The organism is Arthrobacter sp. 05N429 (assembly GCF_056397045.1).
Genome location: NZ_JBFTMQ010000002.1, coordinates 374,210 through 396,179, shown reverse-complemented (window position 1 = coordinate 396,179; position 21,970 = coordinate 374,210). Strand labels below are relative to the sequence as shown.

The window sequence follows — 21,970 nt, the reverse complement described above, 5'->3', positions numbered from 1 at the left end:
CGTGGAGGACCCGTGGGCACCGATAAAAAGACGATCCGAATCGCCATGAACGGCATTACCGGCCGAATGGGCTACCGCCAGCACCTGCTGCGCTCCATACTTCCAATTCGCGATGCCGGGGGCTTCACCCTTGAGGACGGAACAAAGGTCGAGGTTGAGCCCATCCTGGTGGGCCGCAATGAGACGAAGATCCGCGAGCTCGCGGAGTTGCACAAGATCTCCGAGTGGACCACGGACCTTGAGTCCGTCATCGATGACCCCACTGTTGACGTCATCTTCGACGCCTCCATGACCAGCCTGCGCGCCACCACGCTAAAGCGTGCCATGTACGCCGGAAAGCATATTTTTACCGAAAAGCCGACCGCGGAGACCCTGGAGGATGCCATCGAGCTGGCCCGCATCGGCAAGGAAGCCGGAATCACCGCGGGCGTGGTGCACGACAAGCTGTACCTCCCGGGTCTGGTCAAGCTCCGCAGACTGGTGGAGGAAGGCTTCTTCGGTCGCATCCTCTCCATCCGGGGCGAGTTCGGCTACTGGGTTTTCGAAGGCGACATCCAGGCCGCGCAGCGTCCCTCCTGGAACTACCGCAAGGAAGACGGCGGCGGCATGACCACGGACATGTTCTGCCACTGGAACTACGTTCTGGAAGGCATCATCGGCAAGGTCAAGAGCGTCAACGCCAAGACAATCACCCACATCCCCGCCCGCTGGGACGAGGCAGGCAAGGAATACCAGGCCACGGCTGACGATGCGGCGTACGGTATTTTCGAACTCGAGACTCCGGGCGGTGACGACGTTATAGGCCAGATCAACTCGTCCTGGGCCGTCCGCGTCTACCGCGACGAACTCGTCGAGTTCCAGATCGACGGAACACACGGCTCGGCAGTTGCCGGCCTGAACAAATGCGTCGCGCAGCAGCGCGCCCACACACCCAAGCCCGTCTGGAACCCGGACCTCCCGGTCACCGAATCCTTCCGGAGCCAGTGGCAGGAGGTCCCGGCCAACGCGGAGCTGGACAATGGCTTCAAACTGCAGTGGGAAGAATTCCTGCGCGACGTCGTTGCCGGCCGCGAACACCGCTTCGGCCTGCTCTCCGCCGCCCGCGGGGTCCAGCTGGCAGAGCTCGGACTGCAGTCCTCGGCGGAACGCCGCACCTTCGATGTTCCGGAGATCACGCTCTGATGACTTCCTTAATCCTTCCCACCGCCGACGGCGGAACCCGCCAGTACCGCCTCAGTCCAGCCCCCCGCTGGACCAAGCCCGCCGCTCCCATCACCTCCCGCCGGGCCTACGCCGCTGCGCACGTCATTCCCGAGGTCACCGCCGATAACACACCCGGCGCACCCGCTCAGCTCGATTGGGACGCCACGATGGCCTACCGGCACGAACTCTGGTCCTACGGCCTGGGCGTCGCCGATGCGATGGATACCGCCCAGCGCGGCATGGGCCTGGACTGGGCCGCCACCCAGCAACTCATCAAGCGCACCGGCGTGGAGGCAGCCTCGGTCGCAGCCGGAGGGAACACCGCTACCGCCGGGCGCTCCGTCCGGGACCTCGTCTCCTGCGGCGCCGGAACCGACCAGCTGGACATCGATTCCCTGCCCTCCGGGACAGCCGGTGTGCAGGCCGTCCTGCAGGCCTACCGGGAGCAGATCGCCGTTGTCAGCGAAGCCGGACCCAAGGTGATTTTGATGTCATCACGCGCCCTGGCAAGGGTGGCAAGTGGTCCGGACGATTACCTGCACGTCTACTCCACACTGCTCCGGGAAGTCGATCAACCCGTCATCCTGCACTGGCTGGGCACCATGTTCGACCCTGCCCTGGCTGGCTACTGGGGATCCGATAACATCTCCCGGGCCACCGAAACGTTCCTCACCCTGATCCGCGAGAACGCTGACAAGGTGGACGGGGTCAAGGTTTCGCTGCTGGACGCTGCGCATGAAGTCTCACTTCGGGCGGCGCTGCCGGACGGGGTCCGGCTCTATACCGGCGATGATTTCAACTATCCGGAACTCATCGACGGGGACGGCACGCGCCACTCCGACGCGTTGCTGGGCATCTTCGCGGCGATCTACCCGGCCGCTTCGGCGGCCCTGCAGGCCTATGACAACGGCGAAGCCGCCAGAGGCCGCACCATCCTGGACTCCACCCGCGAACTGGGCAAGCACATCTTCAGTGCGCCCACGTTCTACTACAAGACCGGAATCGCCTTTATGTCCTGGCTGAACGGACATCAACAGGGCTTCCAAATGGTTGGCGGGCTGCATTCGGGCCGCTCGGTGGTCCACTTGGCCCAAACTTTCGAACTGGCAGACCGGGCCGGATTGCTCAAGAATCCTGACCACGCCGCGTTCCGGATGTCCGATTTCCTTCGTATTAATGGAGTAGCAACATGAGCGACTTTTCACGGTTGTCCCTGAACTCGGCCACAACCAAGAAATGGACCCTCGCAGAGGCCGTCGACGGGTGTGTCCGGGCCGGCATCCCCTTGATCGGGCCCTGGCGCGACATCGTCGCCGACGCCGGGCTGGACAAGGCGGCCCGGCTCATCAGCGATGCCGGACTCCGCGTGTCCTCGCTGTGCCGGGGAGGGTTCCTCACCGCGGTCGACCAGGCCGGTCAAGCAGCAGCCCTCGCCGACAACCGCGCCGCTGTTCTGGAGGCGGCGGCGCTCGGCACCACCGAACTTTTCCTGGTGGTCGGTGGTCTGGCGCCGGGGGAGAAGGACGTCGTCGCGGCCCGCCGCCGCGTGGCCGATCGTCTGGAGGACCTGGTGCCGTTCGCCGTCGAACACGGTGTGCGGCTGGTGCTGGAGCCTCTGCACCCGATGTATGCGGCGGACCGGGCCCTGATTTCCACCCTGGGGCAGGCCCTCGATCTGGGCGCACCCTACGATGCGACGGCTGTGGGCGTCGCCATCGATACCTTCCACGTCTGGTGGGACCCGGAGCTGAAGGCACAGATCGAACGTGCCGGCCGCGAGAACCGGATTGCGTCCTACCAAGTGTGCGATTTCAATCTCCCCATAGCGGCGGACGCCCTGCTGTCCCGCGGCATGATGGGCGACGGCGTCATAGACTTCGCGACCATCGGCACCTGGGTCCGCGACGCCGGGTATACCGGTGCCATCGAAGTCGAAATCTTCAATCAGGAGATCTGGGACGCCGACGGCGACAGCACCCTGACCACAATGAAAGCCCGGTACGCAGAACTGGTTCTGCCCTACGCCTGACCGGCGGCGTCAGCTGGCGCCGACGGCGTCTGCCGGGCCTATCCGGAAGACGCCGTCTCTGACGCTTCTGCAGCCGTCCGCGCATACGACTCCGAGACCCGGCGGTAGACGGGGGTCAGGAAGGCCAGCAACGCGGCCACGATCATGATGATCCCAGCCACCAGGAACACCAGGGCGATGCCGCGGGAGGTGCCCTCGCCCAGCAGCGGGGCCAGCTGGGCGGCACCCTCAGAGGAGCGCGCGTACGGGATGATCCAGACCTGGGCGATCGGTGCGATGAGGAACGCGGTGATCGGCGCTGCCGCAGACTCGAATGCCATGGCGAATCCGAAAACCCGGCCCTGCCGGTTCAGGGGCACCACCTGTTGGATGACCGTCTGCTCGGCGGCCTCCACGAAGGGGACCAGGACGAGGTACAGCCAGATGCCGGCAATGTACAGCCAGGCCCACTCACGAAGCGTGAACACCGCACCGAGGACCCCCATCAGGACCACCGCGATGAGCATAGTACGCAACGGGTTGGACCCGAGCCCGAACTTGCCGATCAGCGCGCCGCCCACGATGAACCCGGTGGCGCCCACCGCGAAGTACGTCCCCCACAGCTCCACGGGGAACATCTCCAGGCCGTAGGGATCCATCAGCGCCATGTAGACGCCACCGATGAAGTTGTTGAACGTGGAGAAGAGGATCAGCGCAAACAGTCCGGAAATGGCCAGCACGGCTGCGAGGGAGCCGCGCAGGTCGAATCCGCCGTGCGCGTCCGTGGCGGCAGCGCGCACTTCCTCTGGCATGCGCAGCGTGAGCAGGTGCGCGAATGCCAGCGCCGTGAGCACCACGGCGACGGCGACCGTCCAGCCCATGCCCAGCAGCCCGACCGAGAGTCCGGAGAGCACCGAGGTGACGATGAACATCAGTCCCTGCACCATGCCCACCAGCCCGTTGGCGTTGGCCCGGCGATCCGGTTCGATCAGGATGGTGACCGTGGTGGAGAGAGCAATGTTGCGCATGTTTTCCACGACCGCACCGACCAGGATGATCAGGGCGAAGACCCAGAACCAAGGCTGTGCCAGGTCCAGCAGCCAGGCCGTGGGGGTCAGCAGGAACATCACCCCGGCGAGCACAAACATCACAAGGGTGAATCCGGCGGCAAAGCGCATCACTGCCAGCTTGCGGTAGCGGTCCACGAAGGTGCCGAAGCTGATGCTGGAAAGGGCGATCAACAGCATGTACGCCCCGCCGATTACCCCGGTGGCGATCACGTTGCGCGTCTCCAGGTACACCCAGAACGTCAAGGCGAACCACAGGTAGCTGGTGGTGATGTTGGCCAGCGCGGTGTTCACCAGGATCCCGGCGAAGGTGCGGGACCGTTGCGCAGGACTGCGCAACGTCGTGTCGATGGCGACCGGCATGGGGCTGTCGGCCACGTCCTCGCGGAGGTCAACGTTGTAGTCGGGAGCCGCAGCGGCCCCTGGCGGGGCCGGTTCCTGCTCGGTCATGCGTCCCAGTGTACTGACAACTTCCAGGCACGGACACGGCCGCCGGCCGGTCGGGTGGTGAGCATGCCGGCACCAGTTTGTGACGTAAGGAAACCTGCAGGAAACGTTCCCCGTCTACGCTGGCAACACCGCGGCGCCGCAAGGCCCCCGTGACCGCCGGTGTGAAGGGATTCCGTCATGCATCTGCTGCCCCGTGAGCAGGAAAAGCTCATGATCGTGGTCGCGGCCGACCTTGCCCGCCGCCGCCAGTCGCGCGGACTGAAGCTGAACTTCCCGGAGGCGGTGGCCATCATCAGCTACGAACTGATCGAGGGTGCCCGGGACGGCCGGACAGTCGCGGACCTGATGAGCCACGGCACCACGTTGCTCGGCCGCGAGGACGTCATGGAGGGCGTGCCGGAGATGATCCACGACGTCCAGATTGAAGCCACGTTCCCGGACGGCACCAAGCTCGTCACCGTCCACGATCCGATCCGTTAGGAGCCCACAATGATTCCCGGAGAGTACGTTCTCGGCCCGGAGCCTGTGCCGGTCAATGCGGGGCGTGAGGCGATCGACGTCGTGGTGACGAACACCGGTGACCGTCCCGTGCAGGTGGGCTCGCACTTCCACTTTTCCGAAGCGAACGCCGCCCTGTCGTTCAACCGGCGTGCCGCCTACGGCCGGCGCCTGGACATCCCGGCGGGCACGGCGGCCCGTTTCGAGCCGGGGGACAGCAAGACCGTCCGGCTGATCGAACTGGCCGGCCGGCGCGAGGTCTACGGCCTCAGCAACGCGGTCAACGGCACTCTGGAGGGACGGAGATGAGCTTCGAATTGTCCCGCAGGCAGTACGCGGACCTGTACGGCCCGACGACGGGCGACGCCATCCGCCTCGCCGACACCGAGCTTTTCCTCGAGATCGAGAAGGACCTCACTGTCTACGGCGAGGAGGTCGTCTTCGGCGGCGGCAAGGTGATCCGCGACGGCATGGGGCAGAACGGCCAGCTGACCAGGGACGGAAACATTCCGGACACCGTCATCACCAACGTCGTGATCCTCGACTACACCGGGATCTACAAGGCCGACGTGGCGCTCCGGGACGGCCACATCTTCCGGATCGGCAAGGCCGGCAACCCGCAGATCACCGACGGCGTGGACATCGTGATCGGGGCCAGCACCGAAATCATTGCCGGCGAGCGGAAGATCCTGACCGCCGGCGGCATAGACTCCCACATCCACTTCATCTCCCCGGACCAGGTTCCCGCCGCCCTCTGCAGCGGAGTGACCACGATGATCGGAGGCGGCACCGGCCCGGCCGAAGGCACCAAGGCCACCACCGTCACGCCCGGCAAGTGGCACATCCAGCGGATGCTGCAGGCCGCCGAAGGGCTCCCCATCAACATCGGCCTGTTCGGCAAGGGGCACGCGTCCGCCGTCGAACCTTTGGCCGAGCAGATCCGCGCCGGCGCGATCGGGCTGAAAGTCCATGAGGACTGGGGTTCGACGACGTCCTCGATCGACACCTCGCTGCAGGTCGCGGATGAGTTCGACGTCCAGGTGGCCATCCACACCGACACCCTGAACGAGTGCGGCTTCGTGGAGGACACCATTCGGGCCATCGACGGCCGCGTGATCCACACCTTCCACACCGAGGGCGCCGGCGGCGGGCACGCCCCGGACATCATCAAGATCGCCGGGCTGCCCAACGTCCTGCCGGCCTCCACCAACCCCACGCTGCCGTACACCCGCAACACCATCGAAGAGCACCTGGACATGCTTATGGTCTGCCACCACCTCAACCCGGACATCCCGGAGGACGTGGCCTTCGCGGACTCCCGCATCCGCGCCGAAACCATCGCCGCCGAGGACGTGCTGCAGGACCTGGGGATCTTCGCGATCACCTCCTCGGACTCCCAGGCCATGGGCCGGGTGGGCGAGGTAGTGATCCGCACGTGGCAGGTGGCGGACAAGATGAAGCGGCAGCGGGGTGTCTTGAAAGACCCGGACGGAGGCGAGCACGGGGCGGAGTCGGGCCTGGGCGCCGAGAGCGACAACTTCCGCCTGAAACGCTACGTGGCGAAATACACCATCAACCCGGCCATCGCGCAGGGCATGGCGGACTCCATCGGCTCGGTGGAGGTGGGAAAGTTCGCGGATCTGGTGCTCTGGGATCCGGCGTTCTTCGGGGTCAAGCCGGAACTGGTGCTCAAAGGCGGGCAGATCGCCTACGCGCTGATGGGGGACGCCAACGCCTCCATCCCCACCCCACAGCCGCGCACCATGCGGCCCATGTTCGCCGCCTATGGCAAGGCCCTGCAGCAGTCCTCCATCACCTTCCTCTCCCAGGCCGCCATCGACGCCGGGGTCCCGGCGGAGCTCGGACTGGAGAAGGTCATCCGGCCGGTGTCCGGCATCCGCAGCCTCACCAAGGCGGACCTCAAGTACAACGGCGCCACCCCGGAGATCGAGGTGGACCCGGAAACGTATCAGGTGACGGTCGACGGCGAGGACGTTACGTGCGAACCGTCAGACGTGCTGCCCATGGCGCAGCGCTACTTCCTTTTCTAGGCTCCCGGAGGAGACAGGCATGATCATCGAAAAGGTCCTCGGCAACACCCACGACCTCCCTCCCGGCCCAGACCCGTACTTTGGGCTCCACCGGGAAAAGGTGGTGCTGCCCAGCGCCCAGCTGGTCAAACGCATCCAGCGCGTCACCACCGACCACGGGAAGGAACTCGGCATCCGTCTCCCCGCCGGTTCCGGGGACCTGCGCGACGGCGACATCCTGCACGTGGCCGGGACCAACATGATCGTCGTGTCGTTGCTGCCCACCGATGTCCTCGTGATCGCGCCGCGCTCCATCCACGAGATGGGCGTGGTGGCGCACTCCCTGGGCAACCGGCACCTGCAGGCCCAGTTCTTCGATGCGTCCTCGGAGTATGGGGCCGAGGTGATGGTCTGCCAGTACGACCACACAGTGGAGGACTATTTGAAACACGTCGGAGCGCCCTACGACCGCCAGGAGCGCGTGATGCCCGTCCCCTTCCGCCATGCCGAACACTCGCACTAGCCCGGCGTCCTACCAGCTCGCGCTGCAGCAGCTGACGGATTCCGCGCTGCCTACCGGGGCCTTTGCCCACTCGCTCGGGTTTGAGACATACATCGAGCGCGGTCTGGTGCGGGATGAGGCGTCGTTCGGTGTGTGGCTGGCCGCGTTCACATCGCAGCAGCTGACCTGCTCGGACGCCTTGGCGATCCGGTTCCTCTACGAGGGTGACCCGCTAGCGGAGCTGGATTCGCTGCTGACAGCACAGCTGTTGCCGCGGCAGCTGCGCGAGGCCAGCATCAAGATGGGTGGCCGGCTGCTGGAGATCGGCGCCGAGATCTTTCCGTCCCCTGAGCTGGCGGAATACCGGGAGCTGGTGGGCTCCGGCCGCGCCGCCGGCCATCAGCCGCTGGCGTTCGCCGTCGTCGCCCGGTCCTTGGGTATCCCGTTCGCCGAGGCCCTGACCGCCTACCTGTTCGCCACGGTCACGTCATTGACGCAGAACGCCGTCCGGGCGATCCCGCTGGGCCAGAACGCCGGCCAGCGGCTGCTGCGGAAAGCGTCCGACGACGTCGCTGCCGCGGTGAAACGCGCCGGACACCTGGACCGGTCCGACTTTGGCGCGGTCAGTCCCGGACTCGAAATTTCGCAGATGCGGCACGAGCGACAGCGTGCCCGCATGTTCATGAGCTGACCGCACACCGAAGAAATATGTCTGGAGAAGAATATGTCTGAACCCATCAAAATAGGCATCGGCGGCCCGGTGGGTGCCGGCAAGACGCAACTCGTGGAGCGTCTTACCCGCCACATGAGCCGGGACATCTCCATGGCCGCCATCACCAACGACATCTACACCATCGAGGACGCCAAGATCCTCGCGGCCAACGGGATCCTCCCGATCGACCGGATCATCGGCGTGGAAACCGGCGGCTGCCCGCACACCGCCATCCGCGAGGACACGTCCATGAATACCGCGGCCATCGAGGAGCTGAAGAAACGGCACCCGGACCTGCAGGTGATCTTTGTGGAATCCGGCGGGGACAACCTCTCCGCAACGTTCAGCCCCGAACTGGTGGACTTCTCCATCTACATCATCGACGTGGCCCAGGGCGAGAAGATCCCGAGGAAGGCCGGCCAGGGCATGATCAAGTCCGACCTCTTCATCATCAACAAGACCGACCTCGCACCGCACGTCGGCGCGGACCTCTCCGTCATGGAGCGGGACTCCAAGGAATTCCGGGGCGGCAAGCCGTTCTGCTTCACGAACCTCAAGACCGACGAAGGGCTGGAGCGCGTCATCGAATGGGTGCGGCGCGATGTCCTGATGCTCGATCTGGCGTCATGAGCACGACGGCGGCCCTTGAGCCTCCCGCTGTCGAAGCACCCATGGGGGAGCTTGCTTTGCTGGTCGCCGAGCGTGGTGGGCGGTCGGTGGCGGTGCGTCAGTTTCATCAAGGCGCCTTGCGGGTTTTGCGGCCGCATTATCTGGATGATTCGGGGCAGGTTTGTTATGTGGTGGTGAATCCTGGCGGGGCGTATTTGGGGGCCGACCTTTATGTCATTGATGTGGAGGTGGCGGAGGGTGCGAAGCTGCTGCTGACTACGCAGTCGGCCACCAAGATTTACCGGACACCTGGTTCGTTTGCCGAGCAGCGGATGCGCCTGCGGCTGGGGGCGGGGGCGCAGCTGGAGCTGGCTCCGGACCAGGTGATCGCCTACCGGGAGGCCAGCTACCGGCAGAACACCCACATCACCCTGCACCCGACGTCGAGCCTGGTCATGTCCGAGGTCATCACCCCCGGCTGGTCGCCGGACGGGGCGTCGTTCCGCTACGAGGAATTGCGGCTCCGGACCGAAATCCAGATCGAATCCGGCGGCCTGCTGGCGCTCGACAACCTGCTGATCCGGCCGCCGCAGCACGACGTCACCGGCCTGGGGTTCATGGAGGGCTTCAGCCATGTGGGATCACTGATCGTTGTCGATCGCCGCGTCGACCAGGCACTCGCCGACGAACTGCATGTGCTGACCGACGGGCACGACGCCTACACAGGAGTCTCCCTGACTGCCACAGTTGATGGCATCAGCGGCGTTGTTCTCCGGTCCCTCTCGAACAGCACCGAAGAACTCAACAGGCTGCTGGGCGCGTGCAGTGCCCTGCTCCGTCAGCGGTGGCATGGCACGGCGCCCCTGGACCTAAGGAAATACTGATGACGACGTTGACCGAGTTCGCCGCCATGTACCGACAGCGCGAGCAGCTCCCGCTGCGGACCAGGTTGCTGGTGACCTTCGGCGCCGTCATTGCCCTGCACGCGGCCGCCGTCGTGCTTCTCCTGGCCGGTCTGGTGACGGCGGGAGAGCCGCTGGCTCTTGGCCTGGTGCTGACTGCCTATATGGCCGGCATCAAGCACAGCTACGACTGGGACCACCTCGCCGCCATCGACAATTCGACCCGGAAGTTCGTGGCCCAGCGGAAGGACCCGGTGAGCGTCGGCTTCGCTTTCAGCCTTGGCCACAGTTCCGTGGTGATCCTGGCCGGGGTCCTTGTGGTGGGCGGCGCCGCGATGGTGGGACAGTTCATGGAGGACGGCACCACCGGAAACCTCGTGCTGGGACTGATTGGCAGCGGCGTCTCCGGGATTTTCCTGCTTGCCATGGGGCTGTTCAACGGATCCGCCTTCCTCCGGGCCGCGAGGGCCTACCGGAGCGTGCAGGGCGGCGGAGACGTGCGCGACGACGACCTGGAGGCCGGGGGATTCGTTGCCCGGCTGCTGGCGAAGCCTCTGGCCGGAGTCCAGCGGCCCCGGAACATCTACGTCCTTGGGTTCCTTTTCGGCCTGGGGTTCGACACCGCCACCACCATCGGGCTGCTGGTCACGGCGACGGCGGCCTCCCTGGCAGGAGTTTCCCCGCTGGCGCTCCTGGCGCTTCCGCTGGCATTCACCGCGGCCATGACACTGTGCGACACCACCAACGGCGTTGCCATGATGCGGATGTACAGCTCCGCCATCCACAACCCCCAACGGCGCCTGGGCTTCAACGCACTGATCACCGGCATCTCCGCCGTGTCGGCCCTGTTTATTTCGTTCATCACCCTGGGCGGCTTCTTTAACGCAGCATTCGGGCTCGAGGATCCGGTCACTACCTGGCTGGGCGGGATCGACCTGGGCGAGGCAGGTCTCTTGCTGGTCGCCTGCCTGCTGATGGTCTGGGGATTGGCTTCCGTGCGCGGGCGGCTGCCCGCCTCACGCCGGGGGAACTAGCCAGCCTGCGGCCCGGGCCGGCAATCGCAACGAAAGCGGCCCGTGCCCGCCCAGGACGGGAGGGCACGGGCCGCTTGGTGACAGCTCTAGCGGACGGAGGAAGCCTCCGACCGGTCAGCGGCGACGCCGACCGGCTCGCCGGCGATGATGGCGTCGACTTCAGCCTTTTCCTTGGCGCCCCAGGTTTCGCGGGTGTTCAGCACGCCGATCAAGCCGATGACACCCACCAGGACGTACAGCGAGGCGCCGCCGGCCCAGCCGAAGACCGAGGCCAGGAGCACGGCCAGGAAGGGCGCGAATCCGGAGATCGAGGCGGCGACCTGGTAGCCGATGGAGGCGCCGGAGGTCCTGGTGTTGGTCCGGAACAGCTCCGCGAACCAGGCGCCCTGCGTGCCGGTGAACGTCGCGTGGATGATGCCGATGCCGATCACAAACGCCAGGACGATCAGGAACGGGTTGCCGGTGTTGCTGAGCAGGAACATCGGGAAACCGAAGGCAATGACGGCAATGGTTCCGCCGAGGTAGAGCTTGCGGCGGCCGATGCGGTCGGTCAGCGCGCCGGCGATCAGTGTGACCGGGATGGCAAGCAGGCTGGCGATCACAATGCCGGTGAGGCCGATGGCCCGGTCGTCGGGGTTGTTCTTCGCGATGTAGGACAGCAGGAAAGTGGCCGTCACGTAGTACGCGCAGCTCTCCACGATCCGCAGTGAGATCACCCGCAGGATGTTCCGCCAGTCGTTCTTGATCACGGTGGTCAGCGGGTTCTTGACGATTGCGCCCATAGCCTTGGTGTGTTCGAACTCGGGGGATTCCTCGAGCTTCATCCGGACAACCAGGCCGACGACGATCAGGACGGAACTGGCGAGGAACGGCAGCCGCCAGGCCCAGTCGGTCTGCAGGGAGGCGGAGAGCAGGAACGCGGCGTTGGCCAGGGTGATGCCCAGCGGGTTGCCCGCCTGCGGGATGGCGGCGAAACGCCCGCGCTGCTTCCAGGGTGCGTGCTCGAACGTCATCATGACGGCGCCGCCCCATTCGGCACCGAAGGCGAGGCCCTGGATCATCCGGATGATGACCAGCAGAATGGGCGCGGCGATGCCGACCTGCGCGTAGGTGGGGAGGCAGCCGATCAGGACGGTGGCGATGCCCATGGTCAGCAGCGCGCCGACGAGCACGGGCTTGCGGCCGTACTTGTCGCCGAGGTATCCGCCGACGGCTCCGCCGATGGGCCGCATCAGGAATCCCACCGCCAAGGTGGCGAAGGCCAGGAGCGTTCCGACCACGGGGTCCGTGTTGGGGAAGAAGACCTTGCCGAAGTACAGGGCCGCGGCCGTGCCGTAGGCGACGAAGTCGTAGTTTTCCACGCAGGTTCCGGCGGCCGAGGCCATGGCTGTCTTGATCTTCCCGGGGGAGCCCTGGGCGGCCTGGCGCGGCCGATCGGTGATTTCTGCCGTCATGTTCTATATCTCCTTTGATATTGCTGGACAGCCTTGGGCGGCATGCCGAAGGCCAGGTGAAGTTCTGGTGGGGCCGGCCGGTCAGATTTCTGCGGCCAGTTCCCGGGCTCCTTCTAGTTCCATTTCGCGCAGCTTCCGGACGCGCCGAATGGTGTCCTCGTCGTTGTCGAACTTCGCGTCGAGGAAGGACTGGAGGACTTCTTTGGCGGTGGCCCGGCCGATCAGCCACGCGCCCATGGCGATGGCGTTCGCGTCGTCGTGTTCCACGCTCTGGTGGGCCGAGTAGACATCGTGCCCCAGCGCGCAGCGGATCCCCGGGATCTTGTTCGCCGCCATGACGGCACCGACTCCAGTCCCGCAGACGAGTACCACCCTGTCTGCGTGGCCGGACTTCACAAGCTCACAGGTGGCGCGGGTGATGTCCGGGAAATCGACAGGGGCTTCGCTGGGGGCCCCGCAGTCAATGACCTCGTGGCCGAGGTCTTCCAGGACTGACTGGACAAACGCCTTCAGGGGGAAGCCGGCGTGATCGTTGCCGAGTGCGATTTTCATGGGTCTCCTTAGTTCGAAACGAAGTTGGTGGGCAATGTGGCGGAAGCCGTGGCGGCTGGCAGTTCCACCCGCCATGGAATCGATTCCATAGCGCCGCTGCGTGTGACAGCCAAAGCGGCAGCGCCGGTTGCGAGACGCATCGCGGCGGCAAGGTCCCCGGGCGTGGCCAGAAGGGAAGCGGCGAGGTAGCCGACAAAGGTGTCACCGGCGCCGGTGGTATCGACGGCGGCTGCGGTGGGCGCGGGCACATGCACCAGGCCGCCGTCGAGAACCGTGAAGGACCCTTCCGCGCCCACAGTGCAGACGATTGCCGCCCCGAGAACCGGTGGAAGTGACTGGACGAGCTCCAGATGGTTCCCCGGCGGCATTCCGGAGATCTCCGCCACGGCCCGGATCTCCTGTTCATTGACCACCAGAAGGTCGACGTCGTCGAGCAGGCCGTCGATCTGCCGGGGGGCGGGGGCGGCATTGAGAATGACGAAGGCACCGCGGCTCTGCGCGATGGCGGCTGCCTGCCGGACCAGCGCCGCCGCGATTTCCAGCTGCAGGACCAGCACGTCGCCGGACTGCATGGCGTCGAGGCCGGCTTCGACGTCTTCGGCGGTGAGGCTGGAGTTTGCCCCCGGACTGACGATGATCTGGTTCTCCCCGCGGTCGTCGACGGCGATAATCGCCGTCCCCGTGGGGGCGTTGCTGACGATCCGCAACTTTGCGTGGTCGATGTGCGCCCCGGACAGCACGTCGAGAATCCGGCGTCCGTGGGAGTCGTCCCCGACTGCTCCGGTGAATTTCACGTGGGCGCCGGCGCGGGCGGCCGCAACAGCCTGGTTGCCGCCCTTGCCGCCCGGGCTGAACGTGGCGTCCGTGCCCCGAACAGTTTCGCCTGCCCGGGGTAATGAACTGACGCGGACGTTCTGGTCGATATTGAGGCTTCCGACCACAAAAACCGTGCTCATGGGACCTGCTCCTTCGGTGGTGTCGGACGGTGCCCCGCGCCGCAATTCGAGAATCCGGGCGGCGGGGGAAAGGGCCGCGCTCACGGCTGGCCCAGGCTGGTAGCTGGCGCCACGGAGGAGGCGCGGATGATCAGTTCGCTGGGGAGGACGACCGATTCCGGCCGATGTCCGTCGATGACGTCGAGCAGCAGCCCGACCGCAATTCGGCCCATGGCTTCCACATCGTGCGAGATGACAGTGAGGGGCGGGTCCAGCAGTGAAAACCACTCGATGTCATCGAAAGCGACAAGGGCCATGTCTCGGCCGATGCGCAGGCCCTTCCGGTTCAACGTGGCCAGTGCGCCGACTGCCATGGGACTGTCCGCGGCCAGCATCGCGGTTGGGGGCTGCCGGAGAGCCAGCAGGTGTTCGGCTCCGGCCGAGCCGCTGGCTGACTGAAAGTCACCGAAGTACGTCAAGGCGGGATCGCTGCTGAGCCCCATCTCCTTGACGGCCCGGGAGAAGGACCGGAGACGCTCGCGCCCGGTGGACGTCGTCTGGGGGCCGGCGATGTAACCGATCCGCTCGTGACCCTGCCCGGCCAGGTGCTCCACAGCCTGGCGGATGCCGGAATCACTGTCTGTGGTCACGCTGGGCACGTCGATCCCATCGACGGTCCGGTCGACGAACACCGTGGGTATGTCCCGCTCCAGCAGCGCGCGAAGGCTGGAACTTCCTTCGCCCTGGGGTGCGGCGATCACACCGTCAACACGCTGTGAGATGAAGGTATCGAGGTACCGGTCCTGCTGCGGGATGCTCTCGTTGGCGTTTCCCAGCAGGGTGACGAGTCCCTCGGCGAGGGCGGCCTGCTCGGCTGCATGGGCAAGGTCGGCGAAGAACGGGTTGCGCACATCTGACACGAGCAGTCCGATGACATTGGTCCTGGTGGAACGGAGTGCGCGCGCCTGGGCGTTGGGGTGGAAATCGAGCTCAGTGACGGCTGCGGCCACTTTCTGCCTGGACTGCGGCGACGTGGCCGGGTTTCCGGACAGCACCCGTGACGCCGTGGCCGGCGAGACGCCGGCGAGTGCCGCCACGTCCTTGATGGTGATGGATGGTCCTGTCACTGCTGCGCACCTCGTTGTGGGACTGCCTTTGAAACTGCTCATGGAATCGATTCCATGGAATCGGTTCCATAATTATGTGACGGGTATTACGTTGTGTCAATGATTAAGAGTCTCCGGCGAGATTTTGGACGTGCACCGGTCGTGAATGCGGGGGCCGAGGTGGCCGCGGAGCTCGCATCGCCGGTTCCGATCCGGCGCGCTCAGTCCCCGTGGACGGTGCTCTGCTTCTCTTCCGAGCGGTCCAGGTAGGCCAGCAGCAACCTGCCGGCCCGGTCCAGCTCGCCGGCTTCGAGTGCCTTGCAGATTTCCTCGTTGTCGTCGAGGTAGCTGCGGTAGAAATGCGCGTCGACAGTGGCCTTGTGGAAGAACAGCCGCATCTCGGCGAGGACCTGGGCCATGATCGTATTGAGGCGCTGGCTCTCGGCCAGCGCCACGATCGCCCCGTGGAAATGCTGGTTGGCGTTGCCCAGCGCCTCCTCGTCGTCGACGGCCGCCGCGGCCCGGCCTTCCTCCACTGCGGCCCGGACCGCCGCCACCCGTTCGGGGCTGCCGCCGCCGCGGATGGCACTTACTTCGATGAAGCGGCGCACGGTGTAGACGTCGTGGATGTCGCCCGGCCCCAGGCTCGCGACGAACACCCCCCGGTTCGGCTGCCGGACCACGAGCCGTTCGGCCGCGAGTTCGGCGAAGGCTTCGCGGACGGTGTTGCGGGAGACGCCCAATTCCTCGGAAATGGTCGATTCGGTGAGCCTGGCGCCCGGCAGCAGCAGACCTTCCGCCAGCTGCAGCCGCAGTTCCGCCGCCACCCGGTCCGCGACCGAGGGGATGGCCACCCGCAGCCGGGCCGCCGCACCGAGTGCGGCCCCGAGCGCGGTTCCGGCCCCGCCGGCACCTGCCTGTTTCGTCCCGGCCCGCTTCGCTGCGGCGCGGGCAGGCCTGGCCAACGTCTCGCCGGAGATTCCGCTGGTTCCTGCTTCGGGGCTCGTCATACTTCAGAATTTACACGATCGTCACATCGTGGAATCGAAGGATTGTTGAACAATCCGTAGATTTAGTGCATTCTAGTTAGGGGGCTATCAATGAGACGAGGATCACAAATGGCAACCATCGACCTGAACAGCGACGTCGGCGAGTCCTACGGCCGCTGGAGCCTGGGAGACGACACAGCGATGTTCCGCTCGGTCTCGAGCGCGAATGTGGCCTGCGGCTTCCACGCCGGCGATCCCAGCGTGATCCGCCGGACCTGCCGCGAGGCGGTAGCCGCCGGCGTCGTGATCGGCGCCCACGTTGGCTACCGCGACCTGGCCGGCTTCGGCCGCCGCTTCCTGGACATCGACCCGATCGAACTCGCGGACGACGTCGTCTACCAGATCGGTGCGCTGCAGGCGCTGGCCGCCGCGGAAGGCGGCAAGGTCACCTACGTCAAGCCGCACGGCGGCCTCTACAACGCGATCGTGGCGCACACCGCGCAGGCCAGGGCCGTCGTCGACGCCGTAAAGTCCGTCGATCCGAACCTGCCCATCCTGGGCCTGCCGGGCTCGGAAGTGCTTCGGCTGGCCGAGGCCGCCGGGCTCCGCGCCGTGACCGAAGCCTTCGCGGACCGGGCCTACAACCCGGACGGCACCCTGGTATCCCGGGCGCTGCCCGGAGCCGTCCTGCACGACAACGCGGAGGTCACGGAGCATGTCCTCCGCATGGCCACCGAATCAGCCGTCCGCACCATCGACGGTTCCATCCTGAAGATCCGCGCGGAAAGCATCTGCGTGCACGGCGACTCCCCGGGAGCCGTCACCATGGCCGCCGCAGTCCGCGAGGCCCTCACTGCCGCCGGCATCAGCACGGCCGCCTTCGTCTAACCCGGCGCTTTCGTCCAACCCGGCCGAAACCACCGCTTCACCGGCACCGCGTGATCGAACCGGCGCCGCTCCACCACACCCACCCAGCACAGGCAGCATTCCGCACCCTGGAGGAAAATCATGACCGCACCGCACCAGGCCACCCCGGCCGCCAGCAAAAGGAAGGTGCCGGCCGGCGCCCTCAAGGCCTACGCCGCGAGCCTCACCGGCACGTCCCTGGAGTACTACGACTTCGCGATCTACTCCGTGGCCTCGGCCCTGGTGTTCCCCAAGGTCTTCTTCCCCGGCAACAACGAGTTCGTCGGCCTGCTGCTGTCCTTCTCCGCGTTCGCCGTGGGCTACCTGGCACGCCCCATCGGCGGTGTCATCTTCGGCCGGCTCGGTGACAAGATCGGCCGCAAGTACGTCCTCGTCTTCACCCTGATGCTGATCGGCATCGCGACCGTGCTGATCGGCCTCCTGCCGGGCTACGCGACCATCGGCGTCGCCGCACCCATCATCCTGGTGCTGCTGCGCCTGGCCCAGGGCATCGGCGTCGGCGGCGAATGGGGCGGTGCCGTCCTGCTCTCCAGCGAATTCGGTGACGCCAACAAGCGCGGCTTCTGGTCTTCCGCCGCGCAGATCGGCCCGCCGGCCGGCAACCTGATGGCCAACGGTGTCCTGGCGATCCTCGCCGCGACCCTCAGCGACGAGGCCTTCCTCTCCTGGGGCTGGCGCGTAGCCTTCCTCGCCTCCGCCCTCCTGGTGGTCTTCGGCCTGGTCATCCGGCTCAAGCTCGAAGAAACCCCTGTCTTCAAGGCCATCCAGGCCCACGGGGAGCAGCCCAAGGCCCCCATCAAGGAGGTCTTCACTAAGGAACCCCGCGCCCTCGTGGCCGCCGCCCTCTCCCGCGTCTGCCCCGACGTGCTCTACGCCCTCTTCACCGTCTTCGTGGCCGTCTACGCCACCAAGGAACTGGGCATGACCACCGGCAACGTCCTCTCCGCCATCCTGATCGGCTCCGCGTTCCAGCTGGGCCTGATTCCCTTTGCCGGCGCCCTCACTGACCGCTTCAACCGCCGCCTCGTCTACGGCATCGCCGCCGTCGGAACCGCGCTCTACATCCCGCTGTTCTTCTTCATGATCCAGGGCAAGTCTGTCGCCATGCTCACCCTCGGCGTCGTGATCGGCCTGGCCTTCCACGCCTTCATGTACGGTCCGCAGGCTGCCTACATCACCGAGCAGTTCCCCGTCCGGCTGCGCTACGCCGGCAGCTCGCTGGCCTACACACTGGCCGGCGTCATCGGCGGCGCCGTCGCACCGCTGGTATTCACCGCCCTCTACGCCGCCACCGGCAACTGGTACCTGATCGCCGGCTACCTCGCGGTCGCCTCGATCGTGACCGTCGTCGGCCTGGCCCTGGGCCGGAACCCGCAGACCAAGGAAGAAGAGCGGCTCCTGCAGGAAGCCCACGCCTAAGCGGCGCGGATCCCATTCGAGGCACGGCCAACGATGAAGGCAGCGATGATTGAGACAGCGGGGGAAACCCTGGCAGTACAGAAGGCGGCAGTTTCCAAAGTGAGCTCCGTGCGGGCCGTGGGAACCCGCGCCGTGCTCGCCGAGCTCTCCGGAACCCAGGACGTGCTGGCACTTCAGGCGTTGCTCCTGGAGCACCCCCTTCCGGGGCAGCTGGACGTCCTCGCCGCGGCCGAGACCGTGCTGGTCACCGCGGACTCGCCGGCAGCAGCCCGGCGGATCGCGGCCCGGCTGCTTCAGCTCGACCTCACCGCCCCCGTGCAGCGGGACGGCGAGCTGGTGCTCATCGACACCGTGTACGACGGCGAGGACCTCGCCGAAGTGGGGGAGCTGACCGGCCTCGGCACGGAGGGTGTGATCGCCGCCCATACCGGCCAGACCTGGACGGTGGCCTTTGCCGGCTTCGCCCCGGGTTTCGGCTACATGGTGGGGGAGAACCAGGATCTCGAAGTGCCGCGGCGCAGCTCCCCGCGCACCGCGGTTCCTGCGGGTTCGGTGGCGCTGGCCGGCAACTATTCGGCCGTGTACCCGCGCCGCTCGCCCGGCGGCTGGCAGCTGATCGGCCGCACCGGCGCCAGGATGTGGGACCTGGACCGGGAGCAGCCCGCCCTGGCCGCTCCCAGCCACCGCGTGCAGTTCCGCGCCGTGCGGGACGTCGTGACGCTGGCGCCGGAGCGCCCTGCCCACGACCGCGCTGCCCACGCCCTCTCTCCGGAGGTGGCGTCCGGCCTGCGGATTGTTTCACCCGGCCTGCAGAGCCTGATCCAGGACCTCGGCCGCTACGGCCACTCCGGCCTGGGTGTCTCCGCCGCCGGCGCGCTGGACCGGGCCTCGCTGCGCCGGGCCAACCGCCTCGTCGGGAATGCGCCGTCGGCCGCTGCGGTGGAGACCGTCGCCGGCGGGCTGTCGGTCGAGGCCGTCGGAGACCAGGTCCTCGCCGTCACCGGAGCGCCCGCGGAGCTGACCATCGAGACACTGTCCCGTGCCGACTCGGCCGATGACGACTTCGAAACAGCGTGGCGGACCGTCCCGATGGCCACGCCCTTCGCCCTGCTCGACGGCGAAACCCTGACCATCGGCGCCCCGCAGAGCGGCTTCCGCAGCTACCTGGCCGTCCGCGGCGGCGTAGACACCGCCCCGGTGCTTGGCAGCCGCTCCACGGACACCATGTCCGGGATCGGCCCGGCCCCGCTGGCCGCCGGCCAGCTCCTCGCCGCCGGCGGGGAGGCCGAGTCCGGCGTCGTGGGACACCCCGAACTGCAGCCGGACTTCCCGGACACCGGCGTCACCGTGCTCGACGTCGTCCCCGGCCCCCGCGCCGACTGGTTCGACGCCGACGCGCTGGCATCCTTCTGCCGCCAGGACTGGGACGTGAAACCGCAGTCCAACCGCGTCGGCATGCGCCTGCAGGGAACCCCGCTGCAGCGCACCCGCCAGGGCGAACTCGCCAGCGAAGGCACCGTCGCCGGCGCCCTGCAGGTCCCGCCGGAAGGACTCCCCGTGCTGTTCCTGGCCGACCACCCGATCACCGGCGGCTACCCGGTCATCGCCGTGGTGGTCGACTCCCAGCTGGACCGCGCCGCCCAGGTCCCGATCGGCGGCAAAATCCGCTTCCGCTGGGCTCCGGCTGACACCAACGCCGAGACCACTGAACACACCACCCCCGAACAAGAAGCGAGTAACTGATGCGCAAGGTCCTGATCGCCAACCGCGGTGAAATCGCCGTCCGGATCGCCCGGGCCTGCGACGACGCACAGCTGGCGTCCGTCGCTGTCTACGCGGACATCGACGCCGACGCCCTGCACGTCTCCGCCGCGGACGAGGCCTACGCCCTGGGCGGCAACTCGCCCGCGGACACCTACCTGAATATCCCCAAACTCCTCGCCGCCGCAGCCGACTCCGGCGCCGACGCCCTCCACCCCGGGTACGGGTTCCTGTCCGAGAACGCCGAATTCGCGCAGGCCGTCCTCGACGCCGGGCTCACCTGGATCGGCCCCACGCCGGACGCCATCCGCCTGCTGGGCAACAAAATCACCGCCCGCGAGACTGCCGTCCGGGCCGGCGCGCCGCTGGTCGCCGGCAGCGACGGCCCGGTGGAATCGGCCGCAGAGGCCCGCGCTTTCGCCGAAGAACACGGGCTGCCGATCGCCATCAAGGCGGCCTTCGGCGGCGGCGGCCGCGGCATGAAGGTGGTCCGCGCCCTGGACGAGGTCGAGGAAGCTTTCGACTCCGCCGTCCGCGAAGCCATCGCCGCGTTCGGCCGCGGTGAATGCTTCGTGGAGCGCTACCTCGACCGCCCGCGGCACGTCGAGGCGCAGGTCCTTGCGGACACACACGGCAACGTCGTCGTCGTCGGAACCCGCGACTGCTCGCTCCAGCGCCGGCACCAGAAACTCGTCGAGGAGGCCCCGGCGCCGTTCCTCACCGAGGAGCAGACCAGCCAGATCTACCGGGCGTCCAAAGCCGTCTGCCGCGAAGCCGGCTACTCCGGCGCCGGCACGGTGGAATTCCTCGTTGCAGCGGACGGCACCGTGGCCTTCCTCGAGGTCAACACCCGTCTGCAGGTGGAGCACCCCATCACCGAGGAAACCACCGGCATAGACCTCGTGCAGGAACAGTTCCGGATCGCCGCGGGGGAGCCGCTGCGCATCACCGACGACCCGGCGCCGCGCGGGCACTCCTTCGAGTTCCGGCTCAACGCCGAGGACGTGGGGCGCGGCTTCCTGCCCTCGCCCGGCACCGTTGAGGAGTTCTCCGGCCCCACCGGCCCCGGCATCCGTCTGGACACCGGCGTCCGCTCCGGCTCCTTCGTTCCGCCGCAGTTCGACTCGCTGCTGGCCAAACTGATCGTCACCGGCGCCGACCGGCAGCAGGCGCTGCGCCGCGCCCGCCGGGCCCTCGCCGAAATCAGCATCACCGGAGTGGCCACCGTGCTCCCGTTCCACCGCGCCGTGCTCGAATCCCAGGACTTCACCTCCGAAACCGGCCTCGGCATCCACACCCGCTGGATCGAAACCGACTTCGCGGACACCATCTCCGCCGACCCGGGCTACAGCACCACCACGCCCGACGGCGAACGCCGCACCATCACGGTGGAGGTGGACGGCCGCCGGATGGCCGTCGGGCTGCCCGCTGACCTCCTGGACGGCTGGGCCCGCTCCGGCGGACCGGTACCCGCGGGAGTCTCCGTGGACGCACCGTCCGACGGCGGAGCAAACGGCGGCGGCGCAGCCGCCGCGGACCCGGGGGAGCTGCGCGCCGGCATGGCCGGCACCGTTGTGAAATGGCTCGTCGAACCCGGCGCCGCAGTCTCGGCCGGGGATCCCGTCGTCGTGCTGGAGGCCATGAAGATGGAGACGCAGGTGTCCGCCCACCGCGACGGGACAGTGACCGGCCTCCGCGCGGAGGCCGGCGGCGTCGTTACCGCGGGAGCGGTGCTGGCCCTGATCGGGTAGTCAGCGGCAGTTATGGTCGCGCCTGGTTCCTGTGGTCTGGCGGTCGTTCACCGGTAGGTCG

The 21,970-nt window shown here is 67.1% G+C and carries 21 protein-coding genes; 15 read left to right on the top strand and 6 right to left on the bottom strand.

Going from position 1 to position 21,970, the window contains the following annotated elements; all coding sequences use genetic code 11:
* Window positions 1-12 precede the first annotated feature (12 nt).
* Genes AC1DF4_RS05755 through AC1DF4_RS05745 form a run of 3 tightly spaced genes read left to right on the top strand, consistent with a single transcriptional unit; the run spans window position 13 to window position 3,232 of the window.
* Window positions 13-1,182: a Gfo/Idh/MocA family protein gene (locus tag AC1DF4_RS05755; RefSeq protein WP_476911976.1), complete on the top strand. Its 1,170-nt coding sequence runs from the start codon at window positions 13-15 to the stop codon at window positions 1,180-1,182.
* A complete protein-coding gene (locus tag AC1DF4_RS05750; RefSeq protein ID WP_476911975.1) occupies window positions 1,182-2,396 on the top strand; it encodes a dihydrodipicolinate synthase family protein in 1,215 nt (404 codons plus the stop codon). The genes AC1DF4_RS05755 and AC1DF4_RS05750 overlap by 1 nt, the downstream gene beginning before the upstream one ends.
* On the top strand, window positions 2,393-3,232 hold the full coding sequence (locus AC1DF4_RS05745) for a sugar phosphate isomerase/epimerase family protein (RefSeq protein WP_476911974.1): 840 nt from the start codon (window positions 2,393-2,395) through the stop codon (window positions 3,230-3,232). The genes AC1DF4_RS05750 and AC1DF4_RS05745 overlap by 4 nt, the downstream gene beginning before the upstream one ends.
* A gap of 38 nt (window positions 3,233-3,270) precedes the next feature.
* Here AC1DF4_RS05745 and AC1DF4_RS05740 read toward each other — a convergent pair whose 3' ends face one another.
* The gene (locus AC1DF4_RS05740) at window positions 3,271-4,728 is read right to left on the bottom strand and encodes an MFS transporter (protein WP_476911973.1); all 1,458 of its coding nucleotides are present in this window, start codon (window positions 4,726-4,728) and stop codon (window positions 3,271-3,273) included.
* A 177-nt stretch (window positions 4,729-4,905) separates the two neighbouring features.
* Here AC1DF4_RS05740 and AC1DF4_RS05735 point away from each other — a divergent pair, with 177 nt between their 5' ends.
* The 8 genes from AC1DF4_RS05735 to AC1DF4_RS05700 are packed head-to-tail and all read left to right on the top strand — an operon-like array spanning window position 4,906 to window position 11,015.
* Window positions 4,906-5,208: an urease subunit gamma gene (locus AC1DF4_RS05735; protein WP_476864435.1), complete on the top strand. Its 303-nt coding sequence runs from the start codon at window positions 4,906-4,908 to the stop codon at window positions 5,206-5,208.
* Window positions 5,209-5,217: 9 nt separating this feature from the next.
* Complete coding sequence (locus AC1DF4_RS05730) at window positions 5,218-5,535, top strand: urease subunit beta (protein WP_476911972.1); 318 nt, start codon at window positions 5,218-5,220, stop codon at window positions 5,533-5,535.
* Window positions 5,532-7,277: an urease subunit alpha gene (ureC, locus tag AC1DF4_RS05725; RefSeq protein WP_476911971.1), complete on the top strand. Its 1,746-nt coding sequence runs from the start codon at window positions 5,532-5,534 to the stop codon at window positions 7,275-7,277. Before AC1DF4_RS05730 ends, ureC begins: the two co-directional genes overlap by 4 nt.
* Before the next feature lie 19 nt (window positions 7,278-7,296).
* Window positions 7,297-7,779, top strand: a complete 483-nt coding sequence (ureE, locus tag AC1DF4_RS05720) for an urease accessory protein UreE (RefSeq protein ID WP_476911970.1) — start codon at window positions 7,297-7,299, stop codon at window positions 7,777-7,779.
* Window positions 7,760-8,449, top strand: a complete 690-nt coding sequence (locus tag AC1DF4_RS05715) for an urease accessory protein UreF (protein WP_476911969.1) — start codon at window positions 7,760-7,762, stop codon at window positions 8,447-8,449. Before ureE ends, AC1DF4_RS05715 begins: the two co-directional genes overlap by 20 nt.
* A 33-nt stretch (window positions 8,450-8,482) precedes the next feature.
* Window positions 8,483-9,100 (top strand): urease accessory protein UreG, encoded by a 618-nt coding sequence (gene ureG / locus AC1DF4_RS05710; RefSeq protein WP_476911968.1) that lies wholly within the window; start codon window positions 8,483-8,485, stop codon window positions 9,098-9,100.
* A complete protein-coding gene (locus AC1DF4_RS05705; protein ID WP_476911967.1) occupies window positions 9,097-9,963 on the top strand; it encodes an urease accessory protein UreD in 867 nt (288 codons plus the stop codon). Before ureG ends, AC1DF4_RS05705 begins: the two co-directional genes overlap by 4 nt.
* On the top strand, window positions 9,963-11,015 hold the full coding sequence (locus tag AC1DF4_RS05700; RefSeq protein ID WP_476911966.1) for a HoxN/HupN/NixA family nickel/cobalt transporter: 1,053 nt from the start codon (window positions 9,963-9,965) through the stop codon (window positions 11,013-11,015). Before AC1DF4_RS05705 ends, AC1DF4_RS05700 begins: the two co-directional genes overlap by 1 nt.
* A gap of 86 nt (window positions 11,016-11,101) precedes the next feature.
* Here AC1DF4_RS05700 and AC1DF4_RS05695 read toward each other — a convergent pair whose 3' ends face one another.
* The 5 genes from AC1DF4_RS05695 to AC1DF4_RS05675 all read right to left on the bottom strand — a co-directional run bounded on the left by AC1DF4_RS05695 (window position 11,102) and on the right by AC1DF4_RS05675 (window position 16,072).
* Window positions 11,102-12,469 carry an MFS transporter gene (locus tag AC1DF4_RS05695; RefSeq protein WP_476911965.1) on the bottom strand — a complete coding sequence of 456 codons (1,368 nt, stop codon included), beginning with the start codon at window positions 12,467-12,469 and terminating at the stop codon, window positions 11,102-11,104.
* An 81-nt stretch (window positions 12,470-12,550) separates the two neighbouring features.
* A complete protein-coding gene (locus AC1DF4_RS05690) occupies window positions 12,551-13,021 on the bottom strand; it encodes an RpiB/LacA/LacB family sugar-phosphate isomerase (RefSeq protein WP_476911964.1) in 471 nt (156 codons plus the stop codon).
* 8 nt (window positions 13,022-13,029) lie between these two features.
* Window positions 13,030-13,977 (bottom strand): ribokinase, encoded by a 948-nt coding sequence (locus AC1DF4_RS05685; protein WP_476911963.1) that lies wholly within the window; start codon window positions 13,975-13,977, stop codon window positions 13,030-13,032.
* Between the two features lie 80 nt (window positions 13,978-14,057).
* Complete coding sequence (locus AC1DF4_RS05680) at window positions 14,058-15,083, bottom strand: LacI family DNA-binding transcriptional regulator (RefSeq protein ID WP_476911962.1); 1,026 nt, start codon at window positions 15,081-15,083, stop codon at window positions 14,058-14,060.
* 200 nt (window positions 15,084-15,283) lie between these two features.
* The gene (locus AC1DF4_RS05675) at window positions 15,284-16,072 is read right to left on the bottom strand and encodes a GntR family transcriptional regulator (protein WP_476911961.1); all 789 of its coding nucleotides are present in this window, start codon (window positions 16,070-16,072) and stop codon (window positions 15,284-15,286) included.
* Between the two features lie 108 nt (window positions 16,073-16,180).
* Here AC1DF4_RS05675 and AC1DF4_RS05670 point away from each other — a divergent pair, with 108 nt between their 5' ends.
* The 4 genes from AC1DF4_RS05670 (at window position 16,181) to AC1DF4_RS05655 (ending at window position 21,909) form a co-directional block, all read left to right on the top strand.
* On the top strand, window positions 16,181-16,939 hold the full coding sequence (locus AC1DF4_RS05670; RefSeq protein ID WP_476911960.1) for a LamB/YcsF family protein: 759 nt from the start codon (window positions 16,181-16,183) through the stop codon (window positions 16,937-16,939).
* Window positions 16,940-17,059: 120 nt separating this feature from the next.
* Window positions 17,060-18,397: an MFS transporter gene (locus AC1DF4_RS05665; RefSeq protein ID WP_476911959.1), complete on the top strand. Its 1,338-nt coding sequence runs from the start codon at window positions 17,060-17,062 to the stop codon at window positions 18,395-18,397.
* A gap of 45 nt (window positions 18,398-18,442) precedes the next feature.
* Window positions 18,443-20,140 carry a 5-oxoprolinase subunit B/C family protein gene (locus tag AC1DF4_RS05660; RefSeq protein ID WP_476911958.1) on the top strand — a complete coding sequence of 566 codons (1,698 nt, stop codon included), beginning with the start codon at window positions 18,443-18,445 and terminating at the stop codon, window positions 20,138-20,140.
* Window positions 20,140-21,909, top strand: a complete 1,770-nt coding sequence (locus AC1DF4_RS05655) for an acetyl/propionyl/methylcrotonyl-CoA carboxylase subunit alpha (protein ID WP_476911957.1) — start codon at window positions 20,140-20,142, stop codon at window positions 21,907-21,909. Before AC1DF4_RS05660 ends, AC1DF4_RS05655 begins: the two co-directional genes overlap by 1 nt.
* The last annotated feature ends 61 nt before the right edge of the window (window positions 21,910-21,970 follow it).

Excerpts from the sequence above, each read along its gene's own strand:
- AC1DF4_RS05750 (WP_476911975.1), top strand. The coding sequence starts at position 1,182 with ATGACTTCCTTAATCCTTCCCACCGCCGACGGCGGAACCCGCCAGTAC.
- AC1DF4_RS05675 (WP_476911961.1), bottom strand. The coding sequence starts at position 16,072 with ATGACGAGCCCCGAAGCAGGAACCAGCGGAATCTCCGGCGAGACGTTG.
- AC1DF4_RS05705 (WP_476911967.1), top strand. The coding sequence starts at position 9,097 with ATGAGCACGACGGCGGCCCTTGAGCCTCCCGCTGTCGAAGCACCCATG.
- AC1DF4_RS05715 (WP_476911969.1), top strand. The coding sequence starts at position 7,760 with ATGCCGAACACTCGCACTAGCCCGGCGTCCTACCAGCTCGCGCTGCAG.
- AC1DF4_RS05690 (WP_476911964.1), bottom strand. The coding sequence starts at position 13,021 with ATGAAAATCGCACTCGGCAACGATCACGCCGGCTTCCCCCTGAAGGCG.
- ureC (WP_476911971.1), top strand. The coding sequence starts at position 5,532 with ATGAGCTTCGAATTGTCCCGCAGGCAGTACGCGGACCTGTACGGCCCG.
- AC1DF4_RS05745 (WP_476911974.1), top strand. The coding sequence starts at position 2,393 with ATGAGCGACTTTTCACGGTTGTCCCTGAACTCGGCCACAACCAAGAAA.
- AC1DF4_RS05655 (WP_476911957.1), top strand. The coding sequence starts at position 20,140 with ATGCGCAAGGTCCTGATCGCCAACCGCGGTGAAATCGCCGTCCGGATC.
- AC1DF4_RS05730 (WP_476911972.1), top strand. The coding sequence starts at position 5,218 with ATGATTCCCGGAGAGTACGTTCTCGGCCCGGAGCCTGTGCCGGTCAAT.
- AC1DF4_RS05700 (WP_476911966.1), top strand. The coding sequence starts at position 9,963 with ATGACGACGTTGACCGAGTTCGCCGCCATGTACCGACAGCGCGAGCAG.
- AC1DF4_RS05740 (WP_476911973.1), bottom strand. The coding sequence starts at position 4,728 with ATGACCGAGCAGGAACCGGCCCCGCCAGGGGCCGCTGCGGCTCCCGAC.
- ureG (WP_476911968.1), top strand. The coding sequence starts at position 8,483 with ATGTCTGAACCCATCAAAATAGGCATCGGCGGCCCGGTGGGTGCCGGC.
- AC1DF4_RS05735 (WP_476864435.1), top strand. The coding sequence starts at position 4,906 with ATGCATCTGCTGCCCCGTGAGCAGGAAAAGCTCATGATCGTGGTCGCG.
- AC1DF4_RS05660 (WP_476911958.1), top strand. The coding sequence starts at position 18,443 with ATGATTGAGACAGCGGGGGAAACCCTGGCAGTACAGAAGGCGGCAGTT.
- AC1DF4_RS05665 (WP_476911959.1), top strand. The coding sequence starts at position 17,060 with ATGACCGCACCGCACCAGGCCACCCCGGCCGCCAGCAAAAGGAAGGTG.
- ureE (WP_476911970.1), top strand. The coding sequence starts at position 7,297 with ATGATCATCGAAAAGGTCCTCGGCAACACCCACGACCTCCCTCCCGGC.
- AC1DF4_RS05685 (WP_476911963.1), bottom strand. The coding sequence starts at position 13,977 with ATGAGCACGGTTTTTGTGGTCGGAAGCCTCAATATCGACCAGAACGTC.
- AC1DF4_RS05670 (WP_476911960.1), top strand. The coding sequence starts at position 16,181 with ATGGCAACCATCGACCTGAACAGCGACGTCGGCGAGTCCTACGGCCGC.
- AC1DF4_RS05695 (WP_476911965.1), bottom strand. The coding sequence starts at position 12,469 with ATGACGGCAGAAATCACCGATCGGCCGCGCCAGGCCGCCCAGGGCTCC.